This is a genomic window from Nonomuraea sp. NBC_00507, assembly GCF_036013525.1.
GTDB lineage: Bacteria > Actinomycetota > Actinomycetes > Streptosporangiales > Streptosporangiaceae > Nonomuraea.
The window spans coordinates 1,278,575-1,293,733 of record NZ_CP107853.1; the positions used below are offsets into that span (position 1 = coordinate 1,278,575).

The following is a 15,159-nucleotide window of genomic DNA, read 5'->3' on the forward strand; positions in this document are numbered from 1 at the left end:
GTCGTCATCTGGCTGCTGCCTGCGGACAGGGTCTGGCCAGCTCGGCCAGCCGGGCCTGGTCGACCTTGGCGTAGATCGCCGTGGTGCGTTCCTGGGCGTGCCGCAGTAACTGGCCGATCTCCTCCATCGAGGCTCCGCGCTCCACAAGAGCGCAGGCCACCGCGTGCCGGATGCGGTGCGGCCCGAACCTGGCGACGTCGGCCCTGGCGCAGGCACGGGCCAGCACCTGGGTGATCGACGAGGTGGCCAACGCGGTGAACGGCGCAACCATGGTCACGAAGAGCGTGGTGGCGGTGGTCTTCGGCCGGGCGTGCAGCAGATAGTCGGCCCACGCCTGGCCGACATCGCGCGGCAGAGGCAGCACGTCCACCCGTCCGCCCTTGCCGCGGATCGTCACCTCGCCGGCGCGCCAGCCGACGTCGCCGAGTTCCAGACGCGCGACCTCGCCGCCGCGCAACGCCAGCCGTGTCAGCGATAGCACGATCGCGTAGTCTCGCCGGCCGACCGCGCTGTCTCGGTCGCAGGAGGCAAGGACGGCCCGGATGCCTTCGCCTGAGGCGGCCCGCGGCAGTCCCAGCCGCCCGGGGTGGGCTCGTCCAGCCGGAACCGCGTCCGCCAGCAGGTTGGCCACGTGCCCGGCGACGTGCAGGAAACGCAGGAACGAACGCAGCGCCGGCAGCGTCACCATGTCCGGTGGCAAGCCCTCCCGGCGCCGGGCCCACTCCAGCACGTAACCGGTGACGTGGCCCGCCGACACCCCCGCCAGCGGCTCCTTCGCGTCGGGCAGCCGCTGCAAGAACGCCCTCGCGCACCGCAGATAGTGCTTGATCGTGCCCTCGGTCACCCCTCGTTCGCCTGCCAGATGACGCCGGTACTGCTCCAGCAGAGCCTCCTGGAAGGTCACCGGCGCCCGAGGACTGGGCTGCGGCACGGCCTGCAGGCTCCGCAGATACCTCAACGTGGGTGCCAGCGCCCGCTCCGTCACACCGATCCGGAGACCGGTAGCACGGCGGGCCCGCAGGAACTCTTCGGCGACCGACTCGGTCAGATCGCCGACCGTCATGTCCCGAGCCGACAGCCAACCGCTCAGCTCGGCGAGTAGATGGACATGATCACGCACCGTATCGAGTGCATACCCCCCGGCAGCCAAGTAACCGCGCAGTCCATCCGCGAACGGGGCAAGCGGCCCCTCCACCACAATCCGCCCCATGAACGCCTCCGTCTTGTCGAGGACACTCCCACTGACAAGACGCCCCACACCGGCGATAGTGGCGCCCGAATCGGCAAGAATTATTACGAGTATCGCGAAGTGACACCACACGTGACATGCAGCAACACAAGCCTCATCGGCATTACGGCGTGCTCGTCATAAGGCAGCGCCACCGCCGGGGTCAAGCGTCAGCACATGGGCTGCGCGGGCGGCATCGACAACGGCATCAACACCGTGATCAACACCGTGCACCTGGCCTACATCCGCGCCGGCGCCGGACATGCGCTGATCGCCTCACGGCAATGGATCCCCGCCGAGCAGATCGCCGACCCCGTCACGGCGATCACCACCGCTCTGCCGCTGGACCTGGCCTTCCGCACCAAGGGCGAACTGGCCGTCGAGCTGCTGTCGGAGGCCTTCTCCGACGGGGTGCGCGTCGACGTCGTCGTCGGCGACGAGGTCTACGGCGCGTGCACCACCCTGCGCACCTTCCTGGAGAGACGCGGGCAGGCCTACGTGCCGCGGGTCCGCTCCGCCTTCACCATCACGCTCGGAGGCGGCACCTGTCTGACCTGCGCCCAGGTGGTGACCAAGCACTTGAAGCAGAAACGCAAGTGGGTCATCCGCTCGGCCGGACGCGGCTCCAAAGGCGAGCGCACCTACGCCTGGGCCTGGATCGCCACCGCCAGCCCCGCCCACTACGTGCTGATCCGCAAGCACCGCACCACCGGCGAGCTGGCCTTTCACTACTGCTTCATCCCCGAAGACGAGCCCGCCACGATGGCCCGGCTGATCGCCGCCGCGGGGTTACGCTGGCCGATTGAGGAGACCTTTGAGTTCGGCAAGGACCTGTTCGGCCTCGACCAGGCCCAGGTCCGCCTCTATGAGGCGATCCTGCGGCACACCGTGCTGGTCATGGCGGCCCTGGCGATCTGCGCTGTTGCCGCTGCGGCCGCCCGACGTCGTACCGACACTCAGGCACTACGGGCGATCACCCCTGATCAGCCACCACCTGCAGACCCCGGGATGATTCCCCTGACCGTCGCCGAGATCAAGCGCCTGTTCAACGCCGCCACCACGATCACCCGGTCACTTCTCCACACTGTCCACTGGTCGACCTGGCGTCGCCGACACCAAGCCCGAGCCCGCTGGTTCCATCAACGAGCCCGCTTGGCCACCGCATATTCCCAGCTCAACTAATGAATGGCGGCTGCCGTACTAGCGCCTTGGAAGCGGTTCGAGCAGTGGAGTTCGCCGGGCTCCGGGGGAAGGTCGCCGACAGCCGCCGCGACGATGGCCTCAAGGTCGCCTAGCTTGATGAGGATCTGGCTCATGGCGGCGGGATCCGCGGTACCGGCAGGCGAGTCGGACGCGGCCTCGGCCTGAGCGATCAGGATGTGTGAACGGACGTCGGCGAGTAACGCTCGGCACTGATGACCCGAAAGATCCATCCCGGAGCCGAGTGCCCCCGCCAGAGGCTCCTGTTGGACGTGATCCATTCGTGGGACATTGCGCCTCGTGGACGAATATCGGCGGTCTCTCTGGTACAGATGGTCGCACGCGATACCGGGCTTGGACCAGGCTATGAGTTCTGGAAACGGCCCGATGGCAATTGGAGCGGGAAGGCTTCCATGCGACCGCCCGTGACCGGCCCTCAAACCCGCAGCATGGGCCGGGAAGGCAGCGCGGACATCGCTTCCCGGAGAACGTAGAGGGGTGACTTAGATGTCACTGTGGCCGACGATGTCGCGGACTGACCTGAGGTGGGATGCCGAGGTTGAGCAGGAGCGTCACGCAAGCGTGGCGTGCGCGCAGGCGCGTCTTTCAGGGGCAGGCGCTGCGGGCAAGGACCCCGACCTCATCGGCGCAGGAAGTCCCCCATCAGCCGGGCGACCTTCTCCGGACAGTCGGTAGTCAGCGCGTGGCCGCAGCCGTCGAGTTCGCGCACCTGCACGGCGGGTATCCGGCGAGCGAACTCCTGAGCCTGCCACACCGGGTTGACGGTGTCCTGGCGGCCCCAGATCACCAAGGTGGGCGTGGTGGTGGACGGCATGGCGGCCAGGGTTTCACGCCAGTCCAGGCCGCGTTCGAGCAGGACCTGGCTCTCCAGATTGTCGGGGAAAGTGCCGGGTGCCCAGAACGCGTCGACGTCCTCCTCGGTGATCCTGCTTCGGTTGACGTGGATCCGGTCGAGCGCGGCGCGTGAGCTGGACCTGTCGGCGTAGTACCAGTTGTTCCACAGCTCCCCGACGACCGGGTACTTCATGAGTTCATACACCCAGGTGTCGCGGGTGCTGGCGCCGGAGGGGGCCAGCAGGAGCAGGCTGCTGACGCGTTCGGGGTGGTGTTGAGCGTAGGCCAGTGCCCACCCTCCGCTCCACGACAGCCCGCCGAGCGCGGGACGCTCGATGCCCGCCGCGTTCAGGAACACACCGATCGCCGTGGTCATCCCCTTCAGGTCCCAGGTGAAGTCGCGGTCCTTCAGCCGGGTGAATCCTTGGCCGGGGAGGTCCACTATGTAAACCGTGTGGTCGCGGGCCAGCTCCGGCACCTGACGGCGCCAGCCGTACGTCCAGGAAGCCCCAGGTGACAACAGCACGACCGGTGTGCCGGAGCCTTCCTTGACGTAGTGAAAGCGAGCGAGCGGGGTGTCCAGGAACCGAGCGTTCGTCGGCGGCCGGTAACCGGCCGCTGCCGGGCGGTAGCCGTACGCGCCATAAAGGGCGGTGCCGACGGCCAGGGTGAGGATCAGGCTCAGGACCACGAGCGTGCGAGGTCTCATGGATGCTCTCCGTTCTGTGAGATTCCACCAGAAGGAGGCGAGCGAGCCTCAGGAGGTTCCTCAGGACTGCCACGCCTTGCGGAAGCTCCGGCGGGCGCGGTGCAGGCGCGATTTGACCGTCCCTTCCGGTACGTGCAGGAGCCGTGCGGCCTCCTCCTCCGGCAACCCCTCCAGGTCACGCAGGACCAGCACCGCCCGATGTTCGGGGGACAGCCGCTCGAGCACGTCACGGATGTCCACCGCGCTCTCGACGTCCTGCTTCGACGGCAGTTCGGCGAGTTCCACCGCGTGGTGCCGCCGTCTGGCGATCCTGACTGCCTCCCGTACAGCTATCGCCCGGGCCCAGCCGTGGAGCGCCTGCGGATCGCGCAGGCTCCCCAGGTTCCGGAAGATCGCGATCAGTGCCTCCTGGACGGCGTCGGGCCCGTTGTCGAGCGCGATGGGCCCGCAGATCCGGCCAAGGTACGGCGTCAGCTCGCTCAGCAGGTCGTTCATGGCCATCGTGTCGCCGCCTTGCGCAGCGCGCACCAGATCGGCGCTCATCGCCGCACGACCCTCGCCTCGAGCCTGGCCAGCGCCTTCTCTCCCGCGGCCCGCACGCCCACGGGAACGAGCGCCGCCCGGCCGGGAACGCGGACTCCTCCGGTCTGCGCGACCAGGGTTCCTCCCGGTACGGCTGCCGCCGCGACGCCGACGATCAGGAACCTGCTCTGCATCCAGCACCAGCCGGGCAGCAGCTCGACGTCGAACCTGGCACGCATGCCGTACCGGCTTCGCGCCTTGGCCACCAGGCGCTCGCTCCCGTGCCCGGAAACGATGGTCAAGTGGCGCATGTCCGGCTCGAAGGTGCCGAACTCCTCTTCCAGGGCGCTCACCACGGACCAGACGTCCTCGAACGGAGCGGGGATGACGCGTTCGGCTACGTCCGCCCCGGGGATGGCGGAGGCGAGCACCCGCAGCCTCCGTACCGGGTCCAAATCAGCAACAGGCCAAGTCATATCCATCCAGAGGCGTCGACCGCGGCGAAGGTTCCATGGAACCACCGACGATTTCCGCTCCTCCTGCCGGGCATGAGAATCTCACTCCCGGCGGCCTTCGTCGCCTCCGTCCTCCTGCTCGACGCGTTCCTTCACCTTTTCTGGTTGGTACGGCCGGCCGCGGACCCGCGAGCGCTCTCCCTGGCGGTGCTCAACTTCGAGACGCCCTTCACGGCGCGCGTCCTCGTGCCCCTGATCGCCATGCTCACCGTCGCCGCCCTCTCAGTGATCGCCGTCTCCCTCGGGCGGGGTGGTCGGCTCGCCAAGGCGGTCACGCTCGCGCTGGGCGGCGGGCTGCTCGTGCGTGCGGAACTCGGCCTCGCGTGGGCGTTCGGGCTGGGCACGGACACCGGTACCCCGTTCTACTGGCTCAACCTGCTGCTCTACAGCCCGCTGTGCGTGGCGCTGGGGTTCGCGACCGGAGCCGTGCTGATGCGGCTTTCTTCTCGGAGGTCGAAGCATGAGGCTGAGGCGGATTGGTGTTCAGTACGTCCTTGCTGTACAGCAGCCCGGTACAGCAACGCCGACGTGCAACAGCACGCGTCGACAGCCTCCGTCTGCCACTTGACCAGGAGGAAGACCTCTCTGCGTGGTGACTGGCTCCTGTTTGCAAGCAGGAAGTCAGGAGTTCGAATCTCCTAGGGTTTGGACTGCTCGTCGTATTCGCTATGGAAACCTAGGTGTCTGCACTGATCTCGTGGTGGCGCTATCGGGTTGGCGGTGACGGCTAGGCCCCAGGGCTGGATCACTTTGCCAGGCGAGTGCGCGTCAGTGAGGCGCCCGCCGATCTGGTTGCCCCGTGAGAACACCGAGCCTTGACGCCCGCGACGTAACGGGCGCTGGCCGGTTTTGGCCGGGCAGGTAAGGGCGTGGCGGGCATCAAATCGTTCACATGTTCTACCCGGCAGGGCCACGTGTTGGTAGTCTTACGGTCACTGACAGTGAAAGCTGGAGCGGGCCGGGGCGGGGGTGGATGCATGAGCAAGCTCACCGCGACCGCGACCTGCACTGCCCATGGCGCGATCGTGGAGCACACCGGTCAGGTCGTCCCCCAGGCGCTGCTGGCCCAGCGGGTCGCCTGGCTGACCGGCCTGGCGCAGGACCTGACCGCCCGTCTGGTCGCCGGCCGGTGGAGTGCGGCGGATCTGGACGCACTGGCGTCTGGGGTGGGGCTGGACGGGCGGGCGTTGCCGGCCAAGGGCTGGATGGCTATGCGCAGGCTGGGCTGGAGCGTAACCCCGACTTCGGGCGTGCATGTGTGTGATCGGGTGCTGCGATGCGCCCAGGAGCAGGCGGCCCGCCTGTTGCGGCTGGCGCTGCACCGCCGCGAGCTGGTGGCGGCGATCGTGGCGACCTGGCCGCGTGACCCGGGCAGGCGCAACGACGCCGAATGGGCGGCGTTGCGGACAGTGCTTCTGGGCGGGGTGGGCCCGGCGGAGATCCGCAACCGGACCCGGCAGATCCGCGCCTACCGCGACGCGCACCACGGCCGCCTGCCGGCTGATCTGACCGAGCTGGAGGGGCCTCCGGCATGTGCGGCGCAGATCGTGCTGGCCGCTGCTGACCGACAACTGGCCACCCTGGAGCGCACCGGGGAGTACAGCGCCCGGTTGCGGGTGAAGCTGCCCCTGACCGCCTGCCCCGCCTCCGCCAAGGATTGGGCCTGGCACCTGCTGCCCATCGCCCTGCCGCCGACCGTGCCTGCGGAGGCGAAACTGTGCGCCCCCACCCTACGCGTGCACCACGGCCGGGTACGCGTCGATCTGCCGTTCCAGATCCCGATCGGCTTCGCGCCGGCCACCGGTCATGTGATCGGGTGCGGCTTCGACTGGGGGCTCAATAGCCTGCTCACCGGCACGATCGGGCATCTGACGGCCGACGGCCGGGTGGTCACGGATGGGCGGCCGCTGGCCTACGACGCGAGCGGCGTGTCGGCCAAGCTGCACCGGCTGCGGACTGAACGCGAGCACCTGGCCGCCAAGCGCAAACACCAGGAGCGGCTGCTTGCCGGCCTGGCGCCCGCCGACCCCCGCTTCGCCGAACTGGCCGGGGCGTACGAGGTCGTCAGCGTCGAGCACGAGCGGCTGTGCGCACGCATCCGGCACCTGAACAAGGCGCTGGCCTGGTCGGCGGCCCGCTGGGCAGTCGACCAAGCGGTCGCCGCGGGGGCGACGGTCATCTACCTGGAGGACCTCGCCACGCTGGAGGCGCGCGGGCGGCGCGGACAGGCGAACGCGCGGCTGTCGGGGCAGGTGCGCGGGCAGATCGTGGAGGCGATCCGGCACCTGGCGGCCAAGAAAAGCATCGCCGTGGTCACCGTCCCGGCCCGCGGCACCTCCAAGTATTGCCCCCGCTGCGGTGACGGCACCTCTATCCTGCGGCATTGCCCGGCCCCGGACCGGCTCGCCGAGCGAGGCTGGGCGTGGGCCTGGTGCCCGGCCTGTGGGCTGTCGTGTGATCGCGACTGGGCGGCGGCCGAACGCATCCTCGCCCGCGGCCTGCTCGGCCAGCACGCCACCCGCACCGACCGCGCCACCGGGACCCGCACCATCCGGCAGGTGGTGGAGGGCAACGTGGCCCGCGCCCGCCGCCCTCGCAAGGCGACCCGGGCCGCCCGCCGCGCCCGCCGCACCCGAACCGACCTGCACCCCCGACCCGAGGCGCGGGACCGAGCCAAGAACCGGCCCACCCCGAAACGCCCTACCCGCACCCCGACGAACAGTTCGATGACCTCCAGCCGTGTGCCCGACCGGCGCACGGTGCCCGCCCCACCCCCCAGGGGTGGACAGCGTCCGGCGGGCCAAGCACCCCAGACGACCCGCCCAGCGGGACGCACAGGGCTTGCACGCGATCCTCACCAGCGGACCGGCTTCCACCGCGTCGCGGCCACCCCCGTACTCCCCCTGGGACCGTACGCAGACGGCCCGCCACGGCCACGCCCGCCCGATTTGCCCGAAATCCTCAGGTAAACACAGAGAATCGCAGACGCTCCACCAGCAAGAAGACACCCCCGCTTAAGATCGATAAGCGGGGGTGCGTGTCTAGCGCGGTGCGCCTGAAGCCTCACTATCCGTAGGCATACTCGTCGATATCTAGCTCCGCGTGGGTGCGTCGAAGGAACTCCAATGCCCTGGTCTCGAGGTGCCAGCCGAGGAGCTGGTGTTGCCCAGGTAGTATCTGCAGGTCTTCGGCTGGGCTGGTGAGGTCCGCGTCCTCGCCGTCGGGGTGCTCGAAGACCCGTACGACCTGTAGGACGCTAGAGCCGGGGCTCCCGTCGATCTGGTCGAGCTCGGTGGCCAGCTCACCGATCCGATAAGCGTGGGCGTACAAGCGATCAAGAATTTGGTTGATTTGCTCGTCCACTGTGAGGCCGGGTTTGCGGCAAACGATCCGCCACGTGTGACAGACGGGTACGGGCGGCTCGGTGTGGCGGCTGCCGCGGATGGTCACCTCGTCGGGCTTAATGCCTAGCCTGGCGGTGATGTCGGCGGCCGGAACCTGGCTGGAGGCCAACGCGAAGTATACGTACTGGTGCACGCGCATGGGCAGGACCCTATCGACGGTGACGCCCGCAAACGACGCACGAAAGATCGGCCGACAACGGCACCTGTCACACATGTCCTGGGACTGATGTGTCAAGCATGTCCCGGGACAGGACAAAAGTGACGACCGCACCGCCTGTTACAACTTTCCTCACGTCTTGCACACCGTGATCACGGATAGGAGGCGTGTGCTGGATCACGTGGTTTTGTTCGTCTGAAGCGGCGCCATCTGGTCGCCAGATTCGACACCAGTCGCTGAGAGGGAAGGTCGATGTTCGCGAGTTTCGACTCCGCTCGGTGGAGCATCGTCGACGGTGTGGGCCGGGGCGGGGTCTGGCGTTCGCTGCGAGTCTGCCGCGACGCCCGGTACTGCTCGCCGGCTTGCCGGACCCGCGCTTACCGGGCCAGCACGTTGACATGACGGCGACAGACCTGTGCTTTCCACGTCATGGTCGACCGTCATGACGGCCGCGTGTTTGCCTTGGCGCATCGGCGTGTCCCTGTTGGCGCTAGCGCGCTCTTCGTATACCGGATCTTCCAATGAGCGGGCCCTCAGGTGTCGGTCGTCGCCTGGCCTCCTCGATCAGCGGTGCACGGGCACGTGAGTGCCTTCAGAGCTGCCGCTCGCGTCCCTCATGCCGCGGTGCCTGCGTGCTGCGTGCGCTCGATCCTGATCTACCGAGCGAGCGCCCTGTTGCAGGTAAGTCTTGCCCCCCAACAGCGATGAGTCTCGCGGTGGTCCCAGGTCTACACGACACACCGCTCCATCGCACTCGAATCGGGAGGCATCTTGAAGCTTCTACTCACGTCCGGGGGCGTCACGAACACGAGCATCCGCGATACGCTGATCGACCTGCTGGGCAAGCCGATCGCCGACTCCAGTGCCCTCTGCATCCCTACGGCGCAGTATGGCCACCCCATGTGCACGCCAGCCTCAGCCTGGCGCTTCATCGCCGGACAGACCCCGGGACCCATGTGCGACCTGGGCTGGAAATCGGTGGGCGTCCTCGAGCTCACCGCACTGTCCAGCATCGGCAAGGACCGCTGGGTCCCCTGGGTCCAGGAGGCTGACGTCCTGCTGGTGGACGGCGGCGATGCAACGTACCTGTGCCACTGGATGCGGCAGTCCGGGCTGGCGGATCTCCTGCCGTCGCTGCCCGACACGGTCTGGGTGGGGGTGAGCGCCGGAAGCATGGTGATGACCCCCCGGATCGGTGACTACTTCGTCGAATGGACGCCGCCCACCGGAAGCGACCGCACCCTAGGGGTCGTCGACTTCTCGATCTTCCCGCACCTGGGACACGAGCTCATGCCGGGAAACACCATGGCCGAGGCGGAGAGATGGGCCGCCGACATCGGGGGTCCGGCGTACGCCATCGACGACCAGACGGCCATCAAGGTGACCGACGGCACCGTCGAGGTCATCTCCGAGGGGCATTGGAGGTCCATTTCCTCCTAGCCACCGACGCCAACCGCGATTGAGCGAGGCGCCCTCTCATGCCGCAGATTGCGTGCGCTGCGGCCATCCGGTCATGCCACATTCCAAGCGAGAACCCGGCGCCTGTGAGAACTTTCTGTACGTCTTCAAGGCGACCCCGAGGGGGCCGCACGCGCCGCCGACTCGGCAACGCCGCCGCCTCCCGCTGGCGCTTCCGGCAGACGGCTTGGAGCACGCCGGACGGCTGGCGCGGACGAGTGGTAGGGGGCCGCCGTGCGACGGTACAGCCTGATCACAGGGGGGCGCACTTCTCGGGTCACGAGGACGAGTTGGTCAGCGCAAGCGTACGCGCTCACGAGTGCCGGCCCTTTTCATGCCTAATGGGGCCGTAGCCAGCGAGACGGGTGAAATCCGATGCCGGAACCATCAGGCTTCGGCAGGCTTGCTCCCGAGCGGCCGGCGAGATGATCGCTCAAAGAAATGCCGGAGACCTATCTCTAGCCGGAGACGGCGACCTCGCCGGTTGCTGGGGACCAGGATGGCTGGTGGGGTGTTGCTGCCATCGAGCGCTGAACCATTAGGCGGCCACGGGTCCTCAGACGCTCCAGACTGCGGAAGGGGACACGGCTCATGGGCGAGATCTTCTGCGGCATCGACTGGTCCAGCCGTCACCACGACGTGGCCCTGGTGGATCAGGACGGACGCAAGGTCGCCAAGCCACGCATCGACAACACGGCCACAGGGTTCGCCGACCTGATGAGCCTGTTCGCCCAGCACAACCTCCGGCCCGGGACACTGAAGATCGCGATCGAGACCGAACACGGCCTGCTGGTCTCCATGCTGGCGGCCGCGGGGTATGCGATCTACCCGATCAACCCCAAGTCGGTCGACCGCTACCGGGATCGGCACCACCGCGCCCACGGCAAGTCCGATGTCGCCGACGCGCTCGTCTTAGCCCATCTGCTGCGCACCGATGCGCACCTGCACCGACAACTGGCCGCTGACACGACAGCCGTCCGAGCTCTGCACGTGCTCGCCCGCGCCCACCAGGACCTGATCTGGAGCCGCGTCCAAGAGGTGAACAGGCTCAAGACCCTGCTCGGCCAGTACTTCCCCGCCGCGCTGACCGCCTTTCCCGATCTCACCATCCGCACCGCCTGCGTCGTCCTCACGGCTGCCCCAACGCCCACGCAAGCGGCGCGCTTGACCGTCGAGGAATTGACCGAGCTGCTGTTCACCGCCGGATGGGGCCGCCGTCGCGGCGCCGCGAGTCGGCTGGCCACCGTCTTCTCCACCGAGCACATGCGCCAGCCCGAAGCAGTGGAGCAGGCCTTCGGCCTGGCCGTCACCGCACTGCTGCAGACCATCTCAGCGATGACCACCGCCATCACCGGCCTGGAAGCTGAGATGGACCAGGCTCTGGGCCAGCATCCCGACGCGCCCATCTACCGCAGCCAGCCCGGGCTCGGCACCATCCTGGCCACCCGCATCCTGGCCGAGTTCGGCGACGACCCCCACCGCTGGCCCGATGCCCTCAGCCGCCGCTCCTACGCCGGGACCGCACCCATCACCCGCCAATCCGGCAAGAAACGCCTCGTCACCGCCCGGTTCATCCGCAACAAACGCCTCTACGACGCGGTTCGAGCCCAAGCCTTCTGTGCCCTGCACTTCTCACCCGGAGCCCGCGCCTACTACGACCAACGCCGCACCGCCGGCGACGGACACGAAGCCGCGCTACGCCGCCTGGCAGGCAAACTACTCAGCCAGCTCCACCACTGCCTGCTCCACCACGTCACCTACCAAGAAGACAAGGCATGGCCCCCACCGCCACCGAACCAGGCCAGCCAATCAGCCGCTTGACACAGCATCCCCGTGGGGTGTCTCCGGCGGGGGCGCGGATGACCGTGGAAGCGTCGTGGGCTCTCCCCCCGCCCCCGCTGCCCGAGGATTCACGGGCCACCAGAACCTGTCAAGGCAGGCTGTGACCGTTGGGAGCACGGCGGGCCTGGAACCTCACGGGCTCATGTACACGCGAAGCCTGCCTTGACAGAACCTGGCGTCCAGTCGCGATCCTTGATCAGCTAGCGGAGGCGGGGGAGAGTGGGGCGTGCGATGGGAAGGAACGCCATGCGCGTCGTCCGTGGGTCGGTGGAACGGCGGCAGACGGGCAGGGCAAGTCGTACGCCTGTATCTGGGCTTGCCGAAACAAGTTCAGCGATCCAACAGGGCGTACCAGCTACCGACCCGCACTTCTCGCAGTTCACCCAGAGTGGAAAGGTAGGAGCACGCCGTACGTAGCTCCTCAACCGAGGGATGGGCGTCTGACAGTTCGTCGAGGAACCGTCCGATTCGCCAGGCGTCGAATGCCTCGACATCATCGACCAGGTCGACGTCGACCACTTGGCCTTGCTCATCGGTCATTCGACAGCCCGCGCCGTGGACTGAGTACTCAATACCCGTTCGCGACTTGCCCTCCCGAGGCAGCGTTCGCGTATGCCTCACTGCCATCATGAGATCCGCGACGCCATCGACATCCGGGTAGGCGTCGAACAAGCACGACCGAATGCGCTCCAAAGCGGCGGCGTAGCCTCGTACTGCCTCGATCGCTACCTGGGCATTCTCATCCATGTGATCAGTATTGCGCGCCGCCGAGTGAGTGCCTAACTGGGTGACTTCCGGGGTCATGTTGTGCCACTGAATTTGGCCCGGTTAGGGTCAACGACACCTTGACGCCTTGCCGTAGCACAGCGAGCCCGGCTCTGCGTCTCTCGCTTAATCGATAGAACGGCAGGTGGAGTGATCTACACTCGCTCGCTATGACGCGATTATTCGATCGTTTGGGTCTCTTTTCTCTGATCGTCGCCTGCCTCGCCATGTTCGCCGGTGGCCCGCTGAGAGCGAGGTGGGGAGCGCCGAACTGGACGATGCTGGCTCTCGGGATCATTGCGGCAGCGCTGGCATGGCCTGGGGTGCGAAGGAAAGCCACGATCTCCACGGTGTCCAACCGCAGCATGTCAGTGGCGGGACTGGTGCTGGGGACGGTGGCGATCGGCCTCGGCGCGCTGCTTCTGGTGCTGGACATCCTTTGGCCGTGATTGGCTGAGAGCTTAAAAGGGAGCCAAGTTGGGAGCCACGTGAGGCGAACCAACACGAACAAATCTGAACTCGATTGACCGGCAGGACCTCACGCCCGGATCAGGATGAACAGATCCACACAACGGAAGTCTGGTTCGAGTCCAATCGCGGGAGCGAGTGACAAACTGAGTGATATCCCAAGCGCACTGCCCCACTCACTGATGCACATCAGTGCACACAAACGTCTATCTACCAGGGCAAAGACCCAGTTCAATCAATCACGAAACTTCGTTTGCAAGCAGGAAGTCAGGAGTTCGAATCTCCTAGGCTCCACAAGATCAGATGGGCGATGACCAGGCTAACCGGCCTGGTCATTTCTCATTTCTATGATCTCCGCGCCGCCGATGGGGGAATATGGGAGGACACCACAGGGGCGCAGGTACGGCCGCAGAAGCTCCCGCAATATCGGAAGCCTCGAAGGGCCGGTTTTGGCCCTCCGGCGCAGCGAGCCCTCCCACCGCTTTTGCAGCGCCGCCACGAGCTGCTGGCGCATCGAGCGTGGTGGAGCGCTCGCTCCAGCGCGGCCTCGTGATGTCGATCTCGCCGACGCAGCGCATGCCGTACCGGTCGAGGTATGCCTTGATGGCGTCGCCCGCTTCGGTCCCGCCCGCGAGCTTCGGCAACTCGTCCAGGAAGCCCTCGTCCTCGACGCCTTGCAGGAAGGCCACCACCTCCGGATGCGGGTGGACCTGTCGTTATGCGGTGGCCGGTTTGATCGTCCAGATGCCGTCGGTGACGTGGAGTCCGAGTTTGATCAATCGGCGAAGGTTGAGAGGAGCGGCGCGGTGATGGAGCCAGGCGTCGTTCTAGCTCTTCGACCGTCTCGGGCTCTGGGTGCACCCTGTCGTGCTCGGCGTCGGGCGCGACGGCTGCAGCCGCCTCGCGCCAGGTAGTCCGTGTCGTCGGCGGTGAATCCGCCAGGTCGCCGCCGTCACGCGATGGTCTGGCAGGCCCCGTCGCCCCGGCCTAGTTGATCCGGACGGTGAGGCGGCGTCTGGTGGGTGGTGCTGGCTCCCTGCGCTCGCCGAGGAGGGTCATGAGCTGGTCCATGGCCACCTCGCCGAGCTTTTCGCCGTCCACGTCGATCGAGGGGACGTCGCCCAGGCCGAGGCTTTCGACGATCATGCGCTCCGAGCTGACCACGACATCGCGGATTCCGCGGCTGAGCAGGGCGAACATGAGGCCGAGGCCGATCGAGGTCGCGTAGGGGACTACGGCGGTGGCGCGGGCGGCGACCACGGCCTCTGCCGTCTCGACTCCGGCGGCGAACGTCGAGGGGTAGGGGCCGAGCATGGTCAGCGTCACGCCGCTCGCCTCGGCCGCGGCGCGGATGGCTGCCTGGCGCTGACGATCCTGCCAGGAGCCCGCCGGGCCGCCGATGTAGACGATGCGTTCGTGACCCTTCTCGACGAAGCGGGTGACGAGCGCGCCGAATGCTGTGGCCGTGTCGGCGACTGCCGAGGTCATGCCCTCGATCTCACGGTCGATGAGGACGGTCGGCTTGAACGACGCGGCGGCGCGGACGATCTCGTCCGAACCTCGGGGCGCGGCAAGCAGGAAGCCGTCGACCTGGTGCGCGAGTTGCTCGACCGCAGCGAGCTGGGCCGCGTGCTCCAGAGAGTGCACCGCGATGGTCAGCTGCATGCCCGAGCCGGCCGCGCGCGCCTGAGCACCGCCGATGATCGGGGTGAAGAAGGTGTTGTCGAGCGTGGGCACCACGACAGCGACCACCCCAGTCCTCCCGCGGGCCAGCTGGGTGGCTGCCCGGTTGGGGACGAATCCGAGCTGCTCGGCGGCTGCGCGGACGCGGGCCACCGTTCCCGGGGCGGCCAGGTCCGGCCGGCCCAGGGCGCGGGAGGCCGTCGCCTTGGAAACCCCGGCCAGCGCGGCGACGTCCGCGAGTGTCGGCACTGATGCTCCTCCTTGAGTCGTTACACGGAATTCACACGCGGGTTTGTGCGAGAGGCCGCTCATAATCTATGGTCGGGCTCCTGGAACCGGTTCCACAACCGGTT

Annotated in this window: 14 protein-coding genes and 1 pseudogene; 6 read left to right on the forward strand and 9 right to left on the reverse strand. The window is 67.5% G+C overall.

Annotated features, from left to right (window positions below):
* Window positions 1–4: 4 nt before the first annotated feature.
* Window positions 5–1,120 (reverse strand): tyrosine-type recombinase/integrase, encoded by a 1,116-nt coding sequence (locus OHA25_RS06665; RefSeq protein WP_327586709.1) that lies wholly within the window; start codon window positions 1,118–1,120, stop codon window positions 5–7.
* Window positions 1,121–1,372: 252 nt separating this feature from the next.
* Here OHA25_RS06665 and OHA25_RS06670 point away from each other — a divergent pair.
* Window positions 1,373–2,410 (forward strand): annotated as a pseudogene (locus tag OHA25_RS06670) (IS701 family transposase); the annotation flags it as partial.
* Here OHA25_RS06670 and OHA25_RS06675 read toward each other — a convergent pair.
* The 4 genes from OHA25_RS06675 to OHA25_RS06690 all read right to left on the reverse strand — a co-directional run bounded on the left by OHA25_RS06675 (window position 2,407) and on the right by OHA25_RS06690 (window position 4,945).
* A complete protein-coding gene (locus tag OHA25_RS06675) occupies window positions 2,407–2,709 on the reverse strand; it encodes a hypothetical protein (protein ID WP_327586710.1) in 303 nt (100 codons plus the stop codon). The pseudogene OHA25_RS06670 and the gene OHA25_RS06675 overlap by 4 nt on opposite strands.
* A gap of 359 nt (window positions 2,710–3,068) precedes the next feature.
* Complete coding sequence (locus OHA25_RS06680; protein WP_327586711.1) at window positions 3,069–3,992, reverse strand: alpha/beta fold hydrolase; 924 nt, start codon at window positions 3,990–3,992, stop codon at window positions 3,069–3,071.
* Window positions 3,993–4,052: 60 nt separating this feature from the next.
* On the reverse strand, window positions 4,053–4,535 hold the full coding sequence (locus OHA25_RS06685; RefSeq protein WP_305917629.1) for an RNA polymerase sigma factor: 483 nt from the start codon (window positions 4,533–4,535) through the stop codon (window positions 4,053–4,055).
* Complete coding sequence (locus tag OHA25_RS06690; RefSeq protein ID WP_327586712.1) at window positions 4,532–4,945, reverse strand: hypothetical protein; 414 nt, start codon at window positions 4,943–4,945, stop codon at window positions 4,532–4,534. The genes OHA25_RS06685 and OHA25_RS06690 overlap by 4 nt, the downstream gene beginning before the upstream one ends.
* A gap of 117 nt (window positions 4,946–5,062) precedes the next feature.
* Between OHA25_RS06690 and OHA25_RS06695 the strand changes: the two genes are divergently transcribed.
* Together OHA25_RS06695 and OHA25_RS06700 are read left to right on the forward strand one after the other, a co-directional pair.
* Window positions 5,063–5,671: a DUF3995 domain-containing protein gene (locus OHA25_RS06695; RefSeq protein ID WP_327586713.1), complete on the forward strand. Its 609-nt coding sequence runs from the start codon at window positions 5,063–5,065 to the stop codon at window positions 5,669–5,671.
* Window positions 5,672–6,006: 335 nt separating this feature from the next.
* Window positions 6,007–7,998 carry a zinc ribbon domain-containing protein gene (locus OHA25_RS06700; RefSeq protein WP_327586714.1) on the forward strand — a complete coding sequence of 664 codons (1,992 nt, stop codon included), beginning with the start codon at window positions 6,007–6,009 and terminating at the stop codon, window positions 7,996–7,998.
* A 97-nt stretch (window positions 7,999–8,095) separates the two neighbouring features.
* Here the strand turns inward: OHA25_RS06700 and OHA25_RS06705 are convergent, their stop codons facing one another.
* Entirely contained in the window at window positions 8,096–8,572 is a 477-nt protein-coding gene (locus OHA25_RS06705) for a DUF4279 domain-containing protein (protein WP_327586715.1), read from the reverse strand.
* A 789-nt stretch (window positions 8,573–9,361) separates the two neighbouring features.
* Here OHA25_RS06705 and OHA25_RS06710 point away from each other — a divergent pair.
* Together OHA25_RS06710 and OHA25_RS06715 are read left to right on the forward strand one after the other, a co-directional pair.
* Complete coding sequence (locus OHA25_RS06710; RefSeq protein ID WP_327586716.1) at window positions 9,362–10,030, forward strand: Type 1 glutamine amidotransferase-like domain-containing protein; 669 nt, start codon at window positions 9,362–9,364, stop codon at window positions 10,028–10,030.
* A gap of 609 nt (window positions 10,031–10,639) precedes the next feature.
* Window positions 10,640–11,869, forward strand: a complete 1,230-nt coding sequence (locus OHA25_RS06715) for an IS110 family transposase (RefSeq protein WP_327586717.1) — start codon at window positions 10,640–10,642, stop codon at window positions 11,867–11,869.
* 351 nt (window positions 11,870–12,220) lie between these two features.
* On the opposite strand, the gene OHA25_RS06720 is transcribed toward OHA25_RS06715, so the two are convergent.
* On the reverse strand, window positions 12,221–12,637 hold the full coding sequence (locus OHA25_RS06720) for a DUF6896 domain-containing protein (RefSeq protein WP_327586718.1): 417 nt from the start codon (window positions 12,635–12,637) through the stop codon (window positions 12,221–12,223).
* Window positions 12,638–12,825: 188 nt separating this feature from the next.
* On the opposite strand from OHA25_RS06720, the gene OHA25_RS06725 reads away from it, so the two are divergent.
* On the forward strand, window positions 12,826–13,104 hold the full coding sequence (locus tag OHA25_RS06725; RefSeq protein WP_327586719.1) for a hypothetical protein: 279 nt from the start codon (window positions 12,826–12,828) through the stop codon (window positions 13,102–13,104).
* Window positions 13,105–13,455: 351 nt separating this feature from the next.
* On the opposite strand, the gene OHA25_RS06730 is transcribed toward OHA25_RS06725, so the two are convergent.
* The gene (locus OHA25_RS06730; protein ID WP_327586720.1) at window positions 13,456–13,815 is read right to left on the reverse strand and encodes a hypothetical protein; all 360 of its coding nucleotides are present in this window, start codon (window positions 13,813–13,815) and stop codon (window positions 13,456–13,458) included.
* Between the two features lie 295 nt (window positions 13,816–14,110).
* Complete coding sequence (locus tag OHA25_RS06735; RefSeq protein WP_327586721.1) at window positions 14,111–15,055, reverse strand: LacI family DNA-binding transcriptional regulator; 945 nt, start codon at window positions 15,053–15,055, stop codon at window positions 14,111–14,113.
* Between the last annotated feature and the right edge of the window lie 104 nt (window positions 15,056–15,159).

Coding starts and splice junctions, on each gene's coding strand:
- OHA25_RS06675 (WP_327586710.1), bottom strand. CDS start 2,709: ATGGATCACGTCCAACAGGAGCCTCTGGCGGGGGCACTCGGCTCCGGG.
- OHA25_RS06680 (WP_327586711.1), bottom strand. CDS start 3,992: ATGAGACCTCGCACGCTCGTGGTCCTGAGCCTGATCCTCACCCTGGCC.
- OHA25_RS06685 (WP_305917629.1), bottom strand. CDS start 4,535: ATGAGCGCCGATCTGGTGCGCGCTGCGCAAGGCGGCGACACGATGGCC.
- OHA25_RS06695 (WP_327586713.1), top strand. CDS start 5,063: ATGAGAATCTCACTCCCGGCGGCCTTCGTCGCCTCCGTCCTCCTGCTC.
- OHA25_RS06700 (WP_327586714.1), top strand. CDS start 6,007: ATGAGCAAGCTCACCGCGACCGCGACCTGCACTGCCCATGGCGCGATC.
- OHA25_RS06705 (WP_327586715.1), bottom strand. CDS start 8,572: ATGCGCGTGCACCAGTACGTATACTTCGCGTTGGCCTCCAGCCAGGTT.
- OHA25_RS06715 (WP_327586717.1), top strand. CDS start 10,640: ATGGGCGAGATCTTCTGCGGCATCGACTGGTCCAGCCGTCACCACGAC.
- OHA25_RS06720 (WP_327586718.1), bottom strand. CDS start 12,637: ATGGATGAGAATGCCCAGGTAGCGATCGAGGCAGTACGAGGCTACGCC.
- OHA25_RS06725 (WP_327586719.1), top strand. CDS start 12,826: ATGACGCGATTATTCGATCGTTTGGGTCTCTTTTCTCTGATCGTCGCC.